The sequence below is a fragment of the endosymbiont of Ridgeia piscesae genome, from assembly GCF_001443665.1.
Lineage (GTDB): Bacteria > Pseudomonadota > Gammaproteobacteria > Chromatiales > Chromatiaceae > Endoriftia > Endoriftia persephonae.
This window is the reverse complement of the sequence record NZ_KQ557139.1, coordinates 44,732-59,266: the sequence shown is the minus strand read 5'-3', so window position 1 is coordinate 59,266 and position 14,535 is coordinate 44,732. Positions and strand designations below refer to the sequence as shown.

Here is a 14,535-nt window from a genome sequence, read left to right as displayed (position 1 = left end):
CACTACATCTTTCCTTTTCTGATCACGCTGTTCTTTTATCGTAGCCATGGAAAGCAGTATACACTGCCAATACTTTCGGAACGATTAATACAGAAAGCCGTGCGACAGGCGCTGCTGAAGACAGGGATCAACAAGCGGGCAACACCCCACACCTTTCGGCATTCCTTCGCGACTCACCTGCTTGAGCAGGGAAGCGATATCCGAACCGTACAGGATTTACTAGGCCACGCTGATGTCAGTACAACGGAAATCTACACCCATGTCCTGCGGCGCGGCGGAAAGGGTGTGAACAGCCCGCTGGATCGTTTGCAACTGTAACAGTTTGGGACGGACTCACGATGACGGTTTTAGGGGCATCGAAGCGGCAAATTCAAAGAAGGTATCCTCCCCTCCGGCAACAGTCCCGACATCACCTGGCATTTCATAACTTACCCTGAGATTTGCCATGGCATGAGGAAGGGGGGAACGGCAACAGCTCACCATAGGAGCGTCATTATCAGGCCCAGCCTTTGCTGTTGCCGTCTACACGAATCTGGCCACGGCATTGGTCGATCACGGGTGTGAATAGAGTCATCCTTCACGCCGCCCAGTTCAGGTCATGACTGGCGTCCTTAGCTGGAGCGCACTCCAAAGAGCGAACTGTCACCCACCGACGATCAACACAAGGCCTACCCGATGAGAAGCAAAACAGGCTTGCATAGATGCCAGGATTTTTGCATAATCCCGCCTCCCATTAAAGGTGACTTTGCAGCGATTCCTGCAAGCCATCTTTGTTCCAAGAGCGCCCGTAGCTCAGCTGGATAGAGTACCTGGCTACGAACCAGGTGGTCGGAGGTTCGAATCCTTCCGGGCGCGCCATATCTTCGCAGCAAGGACAAACAGTTAGCAGGATCCGCTAGCCGCTTGTTATTTTCTGGACAGCAGTGCGGGACTTTTTCTGAAGTCCGTTTCGCACACGCTATTTGCTGTATCGATTAGGTTTTGCAGTTCAGCAATAGAGTAGCGCGTGGCGATCGGTCCCGACTTGTGCCGCCGTAATTTCTATCGGCCATCAAAACTAACCCTGGCTTCCCATTGCGGGTAAACGCATGGTAATGCGTGCTACGCCAGCCTTCTGTCACTTGTTTGGCAGCATCATTGATGTGCGATGGGCCTCTCCTCGCAGTTCTTGCTCTCGTGTTACTGCATTCACTTTGAACAGACCCATACCTGTCAGACGGCCAGGAAGGGCTCGAAGGAGGTAAGACTGCTCATTCCAACTCATCGGATAACCTCTTTTACTGCTTCCCTGCCGTTCCGCTGCACGTATTAAACCGAAATAACCTTCCTGGAGTTTTGCGCGTAAAGGCTGGCCGCAGTCACTTCAATCGCTGCCCGGTTGGTCCAGGAACTGACCTTGCGTTGTGCTCTTTTTGCCGGCAACCAAACATAGTCATCATGCTCATGTGCGCTGAGTATGGGCATTCGGCGCGCTGGAAGCAGGAGAGAAAACCAATGCTCTGTGTTGAATCGGGCATTGGGTGAATGCGGCTACGCCAGGGCGGAACGATGGGGAATCGTTCAGTGTGCCGCAGATCATTCAACAGCGAACCGGCCATGATGCCGGTCTCTTCATAGAGTTCACGCCGTGCCGCCTGCAGCGGCGACTCCCCCCAACGCAGGCTGCCCGTCACCGACTGCCAGAAAGCACTCGGTGAGCGGCGACGCAGCAACAGAAATTCGCCACCGGTAGTGTAGACCACCACCAGCACCGACTCCGGCCGCTTGAAGCGATGCTCAGGCAGTAGAATCCTCGCTCTGCGGTTTGCGCACACGAATCGAGAGCTCCCGCAGCTGGTCCATGCCCACTTCAGAGGGCGCCGAGGTCATCATGCAGGCAGCCGTTTGGGTCTTTGGGAAGGCCATGACTTCACGGATCGAGCTGGATCTGGTCAGCAGCATCACCAGCCGATCCAGGCCAAACGCCAGGCCACCGTGGGGCGGACAGCCATATTTCAGCGCGGTCAGCAGGAAGCCGAATTTCTCTTCTGCCTCTTCATCGCTGATCTCCAACAACTTGAAGATTTTCTGCTGTACCTCCTGCTGATGGATACGGATGGAACCGCCACCCAGCTCCACGCCGTTCAGCACCATATCGTAGGCGCGGGATTTGCAGCTACCTGGATCGCTCTCCAGCAGCTCCAGCTGATCGAGTTTGGGGGAGGTGAAGGGGTGGTGTAGCGGGGTCCAGCGATCATGGTTGTCGTCCCACTCGAACATCGGGAAGTCGACCACCCAGAGCGGCCGCCAACCCTCCTCCATCAGGCCCAGATCCTCACCGACCTTGACTCGCAGGGCCCCGAGGGCTTCGTTGACCACGCTCGTCTTGTCGGCACCAAAGAAGATCAGGTCGCCATCCTGGGCACCGGTGCGCTGCATGATGCCCTCCACCGCGGCATCGGTGAGGAACTTAAGGATCGGCGATTGCAACCCATCTCGGCCTTTGGCCGCCTCGTTCACCTTGATGTAGGCAAGACCCCTGGCGCCATAGATGCCTACAAACTTGGTGTACGCGTCGATCTCCTTGCGGCTGAGCTTGCAGCCACCGGGCACGTGCAGCGCAGCAACCCGGCCGTGGGGATCTTTGGCCGGAGCGGAGAAAACCTTGAACTCCACATCCTGCATCAGATCGCGCAGGTCGATCAGCTCCAGCGGCACTCGCAGGTCGGGACGATCAGAGCCATAGCGCTCCATCGCCTCATCGTAGGTCATGCGCGGGAAGGGATTGGGCAGATCCGTGTCAAGGACCTCCTTAAACAGCTGACGAATCATCTCCTCGTTGAGATCCATAATCTGATCTTCGCTGAGGAAGGAGGTCTCGATATCGAGCTGGGTGAACTCGGGCTGACGATCGGCCCGCAGATCCTCATCACGGAAGCAGCGCACCACCTGATAATAACGATCCATGCCCGACATCATCAGCAGCTGCTTGAAGAGCTGCGGCGACTGCGGCAATGCAAAGAACTGCCCAGGATGGGTACGGCTCGGCACCAGATAGTCGCGGGCACCCTCAGGGGTCGCCTTGGTCAGCATTGGGGTCTCGATGTCGAGAAAGCCCCGCTCATCGAGAAAGCGACGCAGTGAGCGGGTGACCTGGGCGCGAATGCGAATCTTCTCCAGCATCTCAGGGCGACGCAGGTCCACATAACGGTAGCGCAGGCGCACCTCTTCGGAAGTGTTTTCGTGCTCATCAAGCTGGAACGGTGGGGTCTCAGCCCGATTCAGCACCTCCAGTTCAAGACCGAGGATTTCAATCTCGCCGGTAGGCAGATCGGGATTGACGGTGCCCTCCGGGCGCGGGCGCACGCGGCCCTTCACCCGCAACACAAACTCGTTGCGCACATGCTCGGCAATAGAAAAGATCTCCGAGCGGTCGGGATCATAGACTACCTGCACCAACCCCTCCCGGTCGCGCAGGTCGATGAAGATCACTCCACCATGGTCGCGGCGACGATGAACCCAACCGCAAATTTCTACTTCCTGATCGATATGCGAGCTGCTGAGCTCGCCGCAATAGTGGCTGCGCATGAAATGCCTTCCTGAAATCAAAGACTTGATCCGGGAATGGTGCCCGGTAAAAAGCGGGGATGTTACGGCTTGGCCTCGGCTTGTGCAAGCTCGTCCTCGGGCTTGGCGGGGGGCGGTACAATTGCTCCCATGGAGAGCAACATCTTGAGCCCGTCATCCACGCTCATTTCGAGCTCCTGCACCTCTTCTTTCGGCACCATCACGAAGTAACCACCGGTGGGGTTGGGCGTGGTCGGGATATAGACATTCAGCACCTCGCACCCTATCTTCTGCTGCGCCTCCCCCACATCGGAGCTGGTAAGAAAACCCAGGGTCCAGAGACCGCGTCGGGGAAATTCCACCAACACCACCTTGCGAAAGGAGTCGCCATTGTCGGAGAACATGGTCTCCACCAGCTGTTTGACCGCGGAATAAACTGAGCGGACCAGAGGAATGCGAGCCAACAGCCGCTCCCACAGACGGACCAACTTGCGCCCAAACAGGTTTGCCGCCACCAGCCCGGTGAATAATAGGATCAGCAGGGAAAGCAGCACCCCCAGACCAGGGATCGTCGTACCGAGAAGGGTTTCTGGGCGATATTGCAGTGGCAGCAGCAGCAGGCTGCTGTCCATCCAGCGAACCAAGGTGCGGACGACCAGGTACACGGCCACCAACGGCAGCCAGACCAGCAGGCCCGCTACCAGATAGCGTCGCAGCAAGAGCATCTCAGTAAAATCTTAGTTGGAGCAGCTGGAACCGCCGCCACAGGCGGATTTGGACTCCTTTTTACCCGAATCATGGAGGTTCTTTTTGCTGCCTTGCTTGAAGTCTGTCTCGTACCAGCCCCCCCCTTTTAGACGGAATCCGGCGGCGGAGAGCTGCTTCTTCAGGGCGGGCTGACCACACTCGGGGCAGTCGGTTAATAGCGCATCGCTCATCTTCTGCAGCGCTTCCAGTTCGTGGCCGCAGGCTTCGCAACGATATTCATAGATAGGCATTTTGCTCTCTCCCGAGTTACTGGCAACACCTGTATTGAAAAGAGGGGTTGCACATCGAAAAATTCGGCAAATTTTAGCACATGAAAGCAGCAGGCTCGCTACTCGAGACCAAATTCCCCTCCATTTTCCTCGGTTTCTTTGCGCGACTCCTCCCTGAGTTCTTCGATCAGACAGATCAACCTGGCATGTTCATTCTCCGGCTGCCCAAAGCGCAGATAGCGCTCAAGGTGTTCGTAGATCGACTCAAGCCGCTCATTTCGATGATGAAGGTAGAGCAGATAGCGGGCAAGCGGTGCGCCAACACCCTCTCGCTCCCTGACCTGCTCCGCCATCCGCAAGGCAATCTTGATCTCGTCTTTTGATGGCCGCTGCATCACACTACCCTTCCGCCCGCTCCCGCGATTCACGCCGCTCTCTGAGCATGCGACTCTGGAGGCGCAGGATATGCCGAATCAAGGCGTCACGATCGCTGTCACGGATGCTGGAAAAGCTAATTCTGAGCAGGAATGCATAGTCTTGATCGGTCTCACCTGCATCGCAGCCAACCACCTCACCAAAGGTGATGATCCCAGTAAAAGATGGCAGTAATAGCAATTTTACTTCAAGCAAGGCACCGATTTCCATGCTTTCTGAGGTACCAAAGGAGATCCCCCCTGCACTCAGGCTGATCGGCTTGGCCGGCTGTTCCAGCAACTCCGCCTCCTCCGCCAGAAAGCTCTGCCCCAGCAACTCGATCTTCTCATCCAACGCCCGCAGATAGTCGGCCACATCCGGATCTCTGAGTTCGATACGATGCAGCGCGGCGGAGAGATGCCGATCGATCGCCTGCATCCGGGTCATCACGGTGAAACTGCTGTCGACATGCTGCCCCAGCTCCCCCATCTGTTCCTGCAGGTCGCCCTGCTGCACCACCCGGTAACTCATCTGTACCGAATCATCAATGCGAAAAAACTGCCGGCGCTCACTCGGCCTGCCACCCTGTCTCTCAATCGACATCAATCGACTCCCTTAACCTAGGTTAGGTTGCTGAAATAGTCCGCCATTCGATGGGCACCCCGATCATAACTGGCTTGCGGCTTACCGGATGGCATCTATCGTCTGCACACCAAGATCACTGTCACTCCCCCGCTCGATGATCAATTCAACACGCCGGTTCTTGGCCCGATTCGCCCAGGAGTCATTGGGGACCAAGGGGGACGAATCCGCATGCCCCTCAACCGAGACCCTGGAGGGGTCGAGGCCGTGATTGCTCAACATCGCATGCACCACCGTTACCGCGCGAGCGGAGGAGAGTTCCCAGTTGGAACGGAAACGCTTAGTGGAGATGGGGATATCGTCAGTATGGCCAGCCACCACCACTTTCCCCGGCGTGGCGGCAATGACTTTGGTGATCTTCGAGATCACGTCAAAGAATCCAGGGTTGAGAGTCGCCCTGCCCGACCCAAAAGAGCCTTTCTCCTGGATTCGAATGATAATCTTGGTCGCTTCTGTCTCAACCTCAAGCATCCCCTCATCGATCTCCTTATCCAGCATCATCTTCAGCTCTTCCGCCTGCTCTTTGACTTCGGCTTCGATCTGCTCCAGCACCGCTTCACGCATCTGCTGATCGACTTCGACATCCTTTTCGGCCTGTTCCTTACTCTCGTTGATCTCCAGGTTCTCTTGCTCCTCATCTGTGGTGATCTGGCGAATCTCGTCGATCACCGTGGGCTCAGGCTTACCTGTGCTGAACTCCTGTTTGATCACGCTGACGCCCTTGACGATCTCATTGGCCGGGATCTCACGCTGCACGCCGAAGGCATCCTTCATCGACTCCGCCATCTTCTTGAAACGCACGGCATCAATGGTTGCGAACGACAACAACAACACAAAAAAGCACATCAGCAACGACATCAGATCGGCAAAGGTGGCTAACCAAGCAGGCAGGCCAGCTTCACATTTCGGGCATTCTTCAGCCATCTGTATGCTCCCCTGCCCTACTTGTCACCAGAGGGACGTTTGCTGGAAGGCAGGTAGGTGCTTAGCAATTGCTCCAACACCCGCGGGTTCATGCCCTCCTGGATCCCGGAGATGGTCTCGATGATCAGAGACTTGTTGGTCTTCTCCATGGCACTGGCGCGAGCCAGCTTATCGGCAATTGGTTGTGCAAAGGCGTTGGCGATCACCGCCCCATAGAGGGTCGTCAATAGAGCCACTGCCATTGCCGGGCCGATACTGGCGGGGTCGGACATATTGGCAAGCATCTGCACCAGACCGATCAGGGTACCGATCATACCCATCGCCGGCGCCATGATCGCCATGTTGGTGAACATAGTCTGTCCCACCTCGTGGCGCTGAATGGTCAACTCGATATCCTTGCTCAATAGTTTGCTGACCAGGGAGGGATCATGACCATCGACACAGAGTCCGATCCCCTGCTTGAGAAAATCGTTGCTAATCTCCTGCCCTTCCAGCGCCAGCAGACCATTTTTGCGCGCCACATCGGCCAGTTGCACCGCCTCTTCGATCAGCTTTTTGGGATCATCGGTTTTGTAGAAAAATGCCTTCATTCCGATCGCAAAAGAGCCCAGAAAATCCCCCAGGGAGACCTGCATCAGCGTCACACTAAAGGTGCCGCCCACCACGATCAGAATTGAGGGTACGTTGACAAACAAAATCACGTCACCACCGGTAGCAATCGCTGCGATGATGATGCCAAATCCTCCGAGTAAACCAACAAGTGTTGCGATATCCACCTGATACTCTCCAACTCAAGATGTCGTCAAAACAGTATTTCTGCTTCTTCTCTGTCGCCGATACCCGGCTTTTCGCACAGAGCCATTGGCACTCTGTTGTTCGTTCCAGGTAGCGGACAGGCCGGCCAAAACTTTAATTCCCTGCGGCTGGCAGGCTGGGGTCAGTAGGGTGTGAATGCATCGAAAGTGCTGCGAAGTGCGGTAAGCTCTGCAGATGCAGAAAAGAAAGAGTGTTCTTATCACCGGCTGCTCCAGTGGAATCGGCCTCTGTGTTGCGCAGGGGCTACAGCAGCGCGGTTATCGGGTGTTTGCCAGCGCACGAAAAATAGCGGATGTGGCGCGCCTGCAAGAGCTGGGGCTGGAGAGTCTGCAGCTCGATCTGGATGATTCCGCCTCCATCGCCAACGCCCTTGAAGAGCTATTACAGAGTAGCGACGGCAAACTCTACGGACTGTTCAACAACGGTGCCTATGGCCAACCTGGCGCGGTGGAGGATCTGTCGCGGGAGGTGCTGCGCCAACAGTTTGAGACCAACCTGTTCGGCTGGCATGAACTGACCTGCCGGGTGATCCCGGTGATGCGCAGACAGGGCGAGGGACGCATCATCCAGAACAGCTCGGTTTTAGGACTGATAGCCCTGCCCTATCGTGACGCCTACAACGCCAGCAAGTTCGCCCTGGAAGGGCTGACAGACACCCTGCGCCTGGAACTGCGCGGCAGCGGCATCCAGGTCAGCCTGATCGAGCCCGGGCCGATCGAGAGTCGATTCCGCAGCAATGCCTACAAGGCATGGCAGCGCAACATCGATGCCGATAGATCGTTTCATCGCAGCAACTACCTAGCGATGGAGACACGACTGCTGAAGGAAGGGCCAACCGCCCCCTTCACCCTACCGGCGGAAGCGGTGCTAAAACGGGTATTTCATGCTTTGGAGAGCCGGCACCCCCGCCCCCGTTACTATGTCACCGTCCCCACCTATCTGTTTGGCACACTGAAACGACTGCTATCGACCCGGGGAATGGACTGGGTTCTGCAGAAGGTCTCCGGCGAGGGTGGCCGTTAGCCGGTAAGCTCAAGCATTGTTGTGCAGACCGATGACCGAACGGACTGAATCCTCACGCTCTGACTTCGCCCCGTCGCTTCGATTCTGCTCCAACTGATCGAGGTAGCTGCTCGATACGTCGCCGGTCACATACTCCCCGTCGAAGACTGAGGTATCGAAGCGTTCGATATCGGTCTTGCCCTTCTTCTGCACCGCCTCGATCAGATCCTGCAGATCCTGATAGATCAACTCATCACAACCGATGATGTCGCGCACTTCTGCCACCGTCCGACCGTGGGCCACCAGCTCGGTGGCGGCCGGCATATCGATGCCATAGACATTGGGGAAACGCACCGGCGGCGCTGCCGAGGCAAAATAGACCTTGCGGGCGCCGGCATCCCGCGCCATCTGCACGATCTGCTTCGAAGTGGTACCGCGCACGATGGAGTCGTCCACCAGCATCACATTCTTACCTTCGAACTCAAGGTCGATGGCATTGAGCTTCTGGCGCACCGATTTTTTGCGCACCGTCTGTCCGGGCATGATAAAAGTGCGGCCGATATAGCGATTTTTGATGAAGCCCTCGGTGTAGCGCACTTTCAGCTCATTGGCCAGCGCCAGCGCTGCGGTGCGACTGGTGTCCGGGATCGGGATCACGACATCGATGTCATGATCCACCCATTCCCGCTGAATCTTCTTCGCCAGCTTTTTGCCCATACGTGAGCGCGCCTTGTGCACGAAGACGTTGTCGATGATTGAATCGGGACGGGCAAAGTAGACAAACTCAAAGATGCAGGGCGAGCTTACCGGGTTTTCCGCACACTGCTGGGTATGCAATTCGCCATCCTTGCTGATGAAGACCGCCTCGCCCGGAGCCAGATCCCGCACCCGTTCAAAGCCGAGCACATCCAGTGCAACGCTCTCAGAGGCGATCATATATTCGGTACCCAACTCAGTCTCGCGCTTGCCATAGACCACCGGACGAATACCGAAGGCATCGCGGAATGCCAGGATACCCACCCCGGGGATCATGGAGATCGCCGCATAACCACCGCGGCAGCGTCGGTGCACGCCGGCCACCGCCTTAAAGATATGTTCAGGTGCCAGGCGCCTGGTGTTCTGTGCCTCCAGCTCATGGGCAAAGATATTCAGCAGGATCTCTGAGTCGGAGTCGGTGTTGATGTGACGCAGGTCATCCCGGAACAGCTCCTGCTTCAGCTCTTCTGCATTGGTCAGATTACCGTTATGGGCCAGGGTGATGCCATAAGGGGAGTTGACATAGAAGGGTTGAGATTCAGCTGAGGAGGAGCAGCCAGCGGTCGGATAACGCACATGACCAATACCTATGTTGCCACGCAGGTCGATCATGTGGCGAGTATGGAAGACGTCCCGCGCCAATCCATTCGCCTTGCGCAGATGCAGGTTGCCGCCTTCACAGGTGACGATCCCCGCGGCATCTTGTCCACGGTGTTGCAGGACCAGTAATGCATCGTACAGCGACTGATTGACTGCCGATTTACCGACAAGCCCGGCGATACCGCACATACCTTTTACTCCGTCAAACAAGAAGGGCCGATTATAGCGATATTGCGCGCCTCTCGGAGCCCCCTTTAATAACTAAAATAGCGGGCGATGTCGTCGGGGAGGTTCTGCTTCATCCACAACGCCATCTCTTCAAAGTAGGGAATCAGCGACGACTCATGCCACCAACCATCTCCCGGCAGCGGGGTCAGGCCGGCCAGCAACACCAGGATAGCCACCATTAGCACGCCCCGGGCGATACCGAAAAGCATACCAATCATACGATCAGTACCGGTCAGACCAGTGGAATCAACCAACAAGGCAAGAAATCGATTGAGGATTGCGCCGAGCAGCAGGGTGACGATAAGTAGCAGACCGAAGGAGGCGCCCAAACGCAGGGAGGGCACATCAATCCAGGGTTCTAGCTGTACCGCCAGCGGACGGAAGAACAGCCAGGCCACCCAAAATCCCACCACCCAGGTGGCAAGAGAGAGCGCTTCGCTGACGAAACCGCGCACCAAGCTGATAATGGCAGAGATGGCGACAACAATAAGGATGAGAATGTCTATCCAATGCATCGCAATTCAGAAACGCCAATTGAGGAAGGATCGAATTGATCGCTATCGTTTTTGAGAGTCTGAAACGAGACACCCGGAATTGATCCGGGCATTCGCATTCAATTTGGTGGAGCCAGGCGGGATCGAACCGCCGACCTCAACACTGCCAGTGTTGCGCTCTCCCAGCTGAGCTATGGCCCCGAAGGAGGTGCGAATATTAGGGGAAGATTCGGGTTTTGTCTACTGTTTTTTCTGCCTGATTGGAGACCAATAGAGTCTGCAAAATCAGAGCCGATCCAGCTGTCTCTTTAAACGAAAAACGGCCCATCTAAGGGCCGTTACACAAGGGCTGGCGGGGTCTGGCTCCTAGAGCATCATCACCCACAGCAGGGTAGCCCCAGTCACCGCCGCAACGGCGATCAAGGCCGCCGTCATGCAGGACGTACAGATATTGGAAAACAGGTGCGCACTTTTCTCACTCATAATATTCTCCTCAATGCTATCAATCGATGGAGAAGCCCCGGCTATCGACAGCGCTTGGACCCACTCCAACCGACAGAGACAGGTATAAAAAACGGTACGTATCGGTCTAATGCCGACTAAACTTCGCTTCCGTTGGAGCCTAGAAATAGCAGATTCCGGCACAAATGCAAATTTTCTCTCCGATCTGCACCGAACTGTCAGTAAAAACCCTAACTCGCGGGCGGGCAGTCCCGGCCCCTAGTGCACCAACAATCAGGTTTTACCCTGCTGCTCAATCTTAGCCCAGGAGTCACGCAGCGTGACAATACGGTTAAATACCGGCCGCTCTGCTGAGGCATCCTGGCGATCGAGGCAGAAATAGCCCTCACGCTCAAACTGGAAGCGCTCACCCGGAGCTGCCTTCGCCAGAGCCGGCTCGATATAGCAGTCGGTGAGGGTACGCAGGGAATCGGGGTTTAGGCTGTCGGTGAACACCCCGCCCTCCTCTACCTGGTCAGGATTGGCCTTGCTGAAGAGCCGGTCGTAAAGGCGCACCTCGGCCTTCACGCCGTATTCGGCGGAGACCCAGTGGACCACGCCGCGCACCTTGCGGCCCTCCGGATTTTTACCCAGAGTCTCGGGGTCGTAGCTGCAGCGCAGCTCCACGATCTCGCCCTGATTATTCTTGATCACCTCTTCGCATTTGATCACGTAGGCGTTGCGCAGCCGCACCTCACCACCACTCACCAGCCGCTTATACTTTTTGTTGGCACTCTCACGGAAATCGGCTTGGTCGATATAGATCTCGCGGGTGAAACGGATCGTGCGACTGCCCATCGACTCATCCTTGGGGTGGTTGGCCGCCTCCAGCTCCTCACTCTTCCCTTCCGGGTAGTTTTCGAGCACCAGCTTCAGTGGATGCATCACCGCCAAACGGCGCGGCGCGTTTTTGTCCAGATCCTCACGGATGCAGTTCTCCAGCACCCCCATCTCCACCTTATTGTCGGACTTGGTGACACCAATACGATGACAGAAGTCGCGGATCGAGGCGGCGGTATAGCCGCGGCGGCGCAGACCAGCAATGGAGGGCATGCGCGGGTCGTCCCATCCCTCCACATGGCCCTCTGCCACCAGTTGGGTCAGCTTGCGCTTGCTCATCACCGTGAATTCCAGATTGAGTCGTGAGAACTCGATCTGCTGGGGATGACAGGGGATGGTGATGTTGTTGAGCACCCAATCATAAAGCGGCCGGTGATCCTCAAACTCCAGGGTGCAGAGGGAGTGGGTGACCCCCTCCAACGCATCGGAGATCGGATGGGTAAAGTCGTACATCGGGTAGAGGCACCAGTCCTCACCGGTCTGGTGGTGCACCACGCCATGGCGGATCCGATAGAGGGTCGGATCCCGCATATTCATGTTGGGCGAGGCCATATCGATCTTCGCCCGCAACACCCGTTCGCCATCGGCAAACTCGCCCGCCTTCATTCGCGCAAACAGCTCCAGGTTCTCTTCCACCGAACGATCACGATAGGGACTGGGTCTGCCCGGCTCCTTCAAGGTACCGCGGTAGTCGCGCATCTGCTCCGCGTTCAGGTCGCAGACGTAGGCCTTGTCCGCCTTGATCAATTCCACCGCAAAATCATACAACTGCTGGAAGTAGTCCGAAGAGTAGAAGAGTCGATCTTCCCAGTCGAATCCGAGCCAACGCACATCCTGCTGGATGCTCTCGACGAACTCGATGTTCTCCTTGTGCGGATTGGTGTCATCGAAACGCAGGTTGCACTGGCCACCCGGGTAGTCCTGGGCGATGCCGAAGTTGAGCACGATCGACTTGGCGTGGCCGATATGGAGATAGCCGTTGGGCTCCGGAGGAAAGCGAGTGTGTACCCTGCCCGCGTTTTTGCCCGCTTCCAGATCAGCATCGATGATCTGACGGATGAAGTTGGTAGGCGTTTTGTTCTCGGATGTAGTCATAGAGCGAAAATTCTCTGATTGTGCTTACAGGACCAGCCTCTGCCGGCCATCTCCGGCTTAGCCTGAGCTACCCTCTGCCCGTAATCCCTATCAGGCCTGGGCAGCCCGTTCAGCGATATAGGCCAGCGCCCAATCGATACGGCGCAGGGTCGCCTCTTTGCCCACCAGTTTCAGGGTCACATCGATGCCTGGTGAGGCGGCACGCCCCACTAGGGCGACCCGCAGCGGCTGGGCCACTTTGCCCATCTTTACCTCGAGCGCCTCGGAGACATTCTCGACCTGTTCGTGCAGTGCCGCTTCGCTCCACTCTTCCAGAGCCTGCAGCGCCTCGCGCATCCGCTCCAGCGGCTCCTGTGCCGCCGGACGCAGGTGTTTCTTCGCCGCTTTCTCATCGTAGGCGTCGAAATCTCTGTAGCAGAAGGCGCTGATCTCGGCCATCTCGACCAGCGTCTTGGCGCGCTCCCGCTGAGCCTCGACCACCTCCACCAGGTCGGGACCCTCGGTAGGATCGATATCCAACACACCCATATGGTAGCTGAGCAGGTGGGCGACCCGCTTGGGGTCATCCTCTTTGATGTAGTGCTGGTTGAGCCAGAGCAGCTTTTCGGTATTAAAGCTGGAGGCGGCCTTGTTGACCGCGTCTATCTCGAACAGCTCGATCATCTCATCGATGGAGAAGATCTCCTGATCGCCGTGGGACCAGCCGAGACGCACCAGGTAGTTGAGTAGCGCCTCTGGCAGGAAGCCGTCCTCGCGATACTGCATCACACTGACTGCGCCGTGACGTTTCGAGAGGCGTGCGCCGTCGTCACCGAGGATCATCGGCACATGGCCATATTTCGGCGACCCCTTACCCAGAGCTCGCAGGATGTTGATCTGGCGCGGGGTGTTGTTGAGGTGGTCATCGCCGCGGATCACGTGGGTGATCTCCATGTCCATGTCGTCCACCACCACGGTGAGATTGTAGGTGGGGGAGCCATCGGTGCGACGGATGATCAGGTCGTCCAGCTCACTATTATTGAAGGCGACCCGGCCACGAATCATGTCATCGACCACTACGGTACCCTCCAGGGGATTGCGAAATCGGATCACATGAGGTTCATCCGCAGAGACCTCCCGATGCCGACAGTGGCCATCGTAACGAGGCTTCTGCTTGTTTTTCATCGCCGTTTCGCGCAGCTGCTCGAGGCGCTCTTTGGAGCAGTTGCAACGATACGCCAAACCCTTGTCCATCAACTCTCCGATCACCTCGTTGTAGCGCTCGAAGCGGTGGGTCTGGTAGAAGGGGCCCTCATCGTACTCAAGCCCAAGCCAGGTCATGCCCTCGAGGATTGCGTTCACCGACTCGGCGGTGGAGCGTTCAAGATCGGTGTCCTCGATGCGCAGCACGAACTTGCCGCCGTGCTTGCGGGCGTAGAGCCAGGAGAAGAGTGCGGTTCGGGCACCGCCCACATGGAGGTAGCCGGTGGGACTGGGAGCAAATCGGGTACGGATGGTCATCTCGTCACTTTAACCAAAGATGGAAAAAGCGGGGATTCTACCAGAGACCAGCCGAATCGGCAGCGGCATTGACACCCCAACCATCGCCGATTAGAATGCCGCGCTCTTGTTCGAGGGCGCATAGCTCAGCTGGGAGAGCGCTGCAGTCACATTGCAGAGGTCACAGGTTCGATCCCTGTTGCGCCCACCATTCCCCCCAT

General features: G+C 56.9%; 14 protein-coding genes and 3 tRNA genes. 4 read left to right on the top strand and 13 right to left on the bottom strand.

Annotated features, from left to right (window positions below; translation table 11 throughout):
• The coding region (locus Ga0074115_RS12115; protein WP_232433075.1) for a tyrosine-type recombinase/integrase at window positions 1-318 on the top strand (318 nt) is incomplete at its 5' end.
• A gap of 463 nt (window positions 319-781) precedes the next feature.
• Window positions 782-858: transfer RNA gene (locus tag Ga0074115_RS12110), tRNA-Arg, on the top strand.
• 500 nt (window positions 859-1,358) lie between these two features.
• Here the strand turns inward: Ga0074115_RS12110 and Ga0074115_RS12105 are convergent.
• From Ga0074115_RS12105 to pomA, 8 genes are all read right to left on the bottom strand, one after another.
• Window positions 1,359-1,814, bottom strand: a complete 456-nt coding sequence (locus Ga0074115_RS12105) for an NUDIX domain-containing protein (RefSeq protein ID WP_324617021.1) — start codon at window positions 1,812-1,814, stop codon at window positions 1,359-1,361.
• Entirely contained in the window at window positions 1,777-3,567 is a 1,791-nt protein-coding gene (aspS, locus tag Ga0074115_RS12100) for an aspartate--tRNA ligase (RefSeq protein WP_060528564.1), read from the bottom strand. Before aspS ends, Ga0074115_RS12105 begins: the two co-directional genes overlap by 38 nt.
• Window positions 3,568-3,629: 62 nt before the next feature.
• Complete coding sequence (locus Ga0074115_RS12095) at window positions 3,630-4,271, bottom strand: DUF502 domain-containing protein (RefSeq protein ID WP_057955419.1); 642 nt, start codon at window positions 4,269-4,271, stop codon at window positions 3,630-3,632.
• Between the two features lie 12 nt (window positions 4,272-4,283).
• On the bottom strand, window positions 4,284-4,544 hold the full coding sequence (locus Ga0074115_RS12090; protein WP_057955418.1) for an FmdB family zinc ribbon protein: 261 nt from the start codon (window positions 4,542-4,544) through the stop codon (window positions 4,284-4,286).
• 98 nt (window positions 4,545-4,642) lie between these two features.
• Entirely contained in the window at window positions 4,643-4,918 is a 276-nt protein-coding gene (locus tag Ga0074115_RS12085; RefSeq protein ID WP_057955417.1) for a hypothetical protein, read from the bottom strand.
• A 4-nt stretch (window positions 4,919-4,922) separates the two neighbouring features.
• Window positions 4,923-5,540, bottom strand: a complete 618-nt coding sequence (locus tag Ga0074115_RS12080; protein WP_057955416.1) for a PilZ domain-containing protein — start codon at window positions 5,538-5,540, stop codon at window positions 4,923-4,925.
• An 81-nt stretch (window positions 5,541-5,621) separates the two neighbouring features.
• Window positions 5,622-6,503, bottom strand: a complete 882-nt coding sequence (gene tssL, locus Ga0074115_RS12075) for a type VI secretion system protein TssL, long form (protein ID WP_060528563.1) — start codon at window positions 6,501-6,503, stop codon at window positions 5,622-5,624.
• A gap of 17 nt (window positions 6,504-6,520) precedes the next feature.
• Window positions 6,521-7,279, bottom strand: coding sequence for a flagellar motor protein PomA (gene pomA / locus Ga0074115_RS12070; protein WP_057955414.1), 759 nt, complete (start codon window positions 7,277-7,279; stop codon window positions 6,521-6,523).
• Window positions 7,280-7,493: 214 nt separating this feature from the next.
• On the opposite strand from pomA, the gene Ga0074115_RS12065 reads away from it, so the two are divergent.
• Window positions 7,494-8,342 (top strand): SDR family oxidoreductase, encoded by an 849-nt coding sequence (locus Ga0074115_RS12065; RefSeq protein WP_060528562.1) that lies wholly within the window; start codon window positions 7,494-7,496, stop codon window positions 8,340-8,342.
• 9 nt (window positions 8,343-8,351) lie between these two features.
• Here the strand turns inward: Ga0074115_RS12065 and purF are convergent, their stop codons facing one another.
• The 5 genes from purF to gltX all read right to left on the bottom strand — a co-directional run bounded on the left by purF (window position 8,352) and on the right by gltX (window position 14,335).
• Window positions 8,352-9,866 carry an amidophosphoribosyltransferase gene (purF, locus tag Ga0074115_RS12060; protein ID WP_057955412.1) on the bottom strand — a complete coding sequence of 505 codons (1,515 nt, stop codon included), beginning with the start codon at window positions 9,864-9,866 and terminating at the stop codon, window positions 8,352-8,354.
• 65 nt (window positions 9,867-9,931) lie between these two features.
• Window positions 9,932-10,420 (bottom strand): CvpA family protein, encoded by a 489-nt coding sequence (locus tag Ga0074115_RS12055; RefSeq protein ID WP_057955411.1) that lies wholly within the window; start codon window positions 10,418-10,420, stop codon window positions 9,932-9,934.
• Between the two features lie 104 nt (window positions 10,421-10,524).
• Window positions 10,525-10,600, bottom strand: a tRNA-Ala gene (locus Ga0074115_RS12050).
• 534 nt (window positions 10,601-11,134) lie between these two features.
• Complete coding sequence (locus Ga0074115_RS12045; protein ID WP_057955410.1) at window positions 11,135-12,835, bottom strand: glutamine--tRNA ligase/YqeY domain fusion protein; 1,701 nt, start codon at window positions 12,833-12,835, stop codon at window positions 11,135-11,137.
• 90 nt (window positions 12,836-12,925) lie between these two features.
• Window positions 12,926-14,335 carry a glutamate--tRNA ligase gene (gltX, locus tag Ga0074115_RS12040; RefSeq protein WP_057955409.1) on the bottom strand — a complete coding sequence of 470 codons (1,410 nt, stop codon included), beginning with the start codon at window positions 14,333-14,335 and terminating at the stop codon, window positions 12,926-12,928.
• Window positions 14,336-14,449: 114 nt separating this feature from the next.
• Here gltX and Ga0074115_RS12035 point away from each other — a divergent pair.
• Window positions 14,450-14,525 (top strand) — tRNA-Val (locus Ga0074115_RS12035).
• Window positions 14,526-14,535 lie beyond the last annotated feature (10 nt).

What these genes read in the sequence shown, in the direction of transcription:
- aspS (WP_060528564.1), bottom strand. Translation starts at nt 3,567, where the DNA reads ATGCGCAGCCACTATTGCGGCGAGCTCAGCAGCTCGCATATCGATCAG.
- Ga0074115_RS12095 (WP_057955419.1), bottom strand. Translation starts at nt 4,271, where the DNA reads ATGCTCTTGCTGCGACGCTATCTGGTAGCGGGCCTGCTGGTCTGGCTG.
- Ga0074115_RS12090 (WP_057955418.1), bottom strand. Translation starts at nt 4,544, where the DNA reads ATGCCTATCTATGAATATCGTTGCGAAGCCTGCGGCCACGAACTGGAA.
- Ga0074115_RS12085 (WP_057955417.1), bottom strand. Translation starts at nt 4,918, where the DNA reads ATGCAGCGGCCATCAAAAGACGAGATCAAGATTGCCTTGCGGATGGCG.
- Ga0074115_RS12080 (WP_057955416.1), bottom strand. Translation starts at nt 5,540, where the DNA reads ATGTCGATTGAGAGACAGGGTGGCAGGCCGAGTGAGCGCCGGCAGTTT.
- tssL (WP_060528563.1), bottom strand. Translation starts at nt 6,503, where the DNA reads ATGGCTGAAGAATGCCCGAAATGTGAAGCTGGCCTGCCTGCTTGGTTA.
- Ga0074115_RS12065 (WP_060528562.1), top strand. Translation starts at nt 7,494, where the DNA reads ATGCAGAAAAGAAAGAGTGTTCTTATCACCGGCTGCTCCAGTGGAATC.
- purF (WP_057955412.1), bottom strand. Translation starts at nt 9,866, where the DNA reads ATGTGCGGTATCGCCGGGCTTGTCGGTAAATCGGCAGTCAATCAGTCG.
- Ga0074115_RS12055 (WP_057955411.1), bottom strand. Translation starts at nt 10,420, where the DNA reads ATGCATTGGATAGACATTCTCATCCTTATTGTTGTCGCCATCTCTGCC.
- Ga0074115_RS12045 (WP_057955410.1), bottom strand. Translation starts at nt 12,835, where the DNA reads ATGACTACATCCGAGAACAAAACGCCTACCAACTTCATCCGTCAGATC.
- gltX (WP_057955409.1), bottom strand. Translation starts at nt 14,335, where the DNA reads ATGACCATCCGTACCCGATTTGCTCCCAGTCCCACCGGCTACCTCCAT.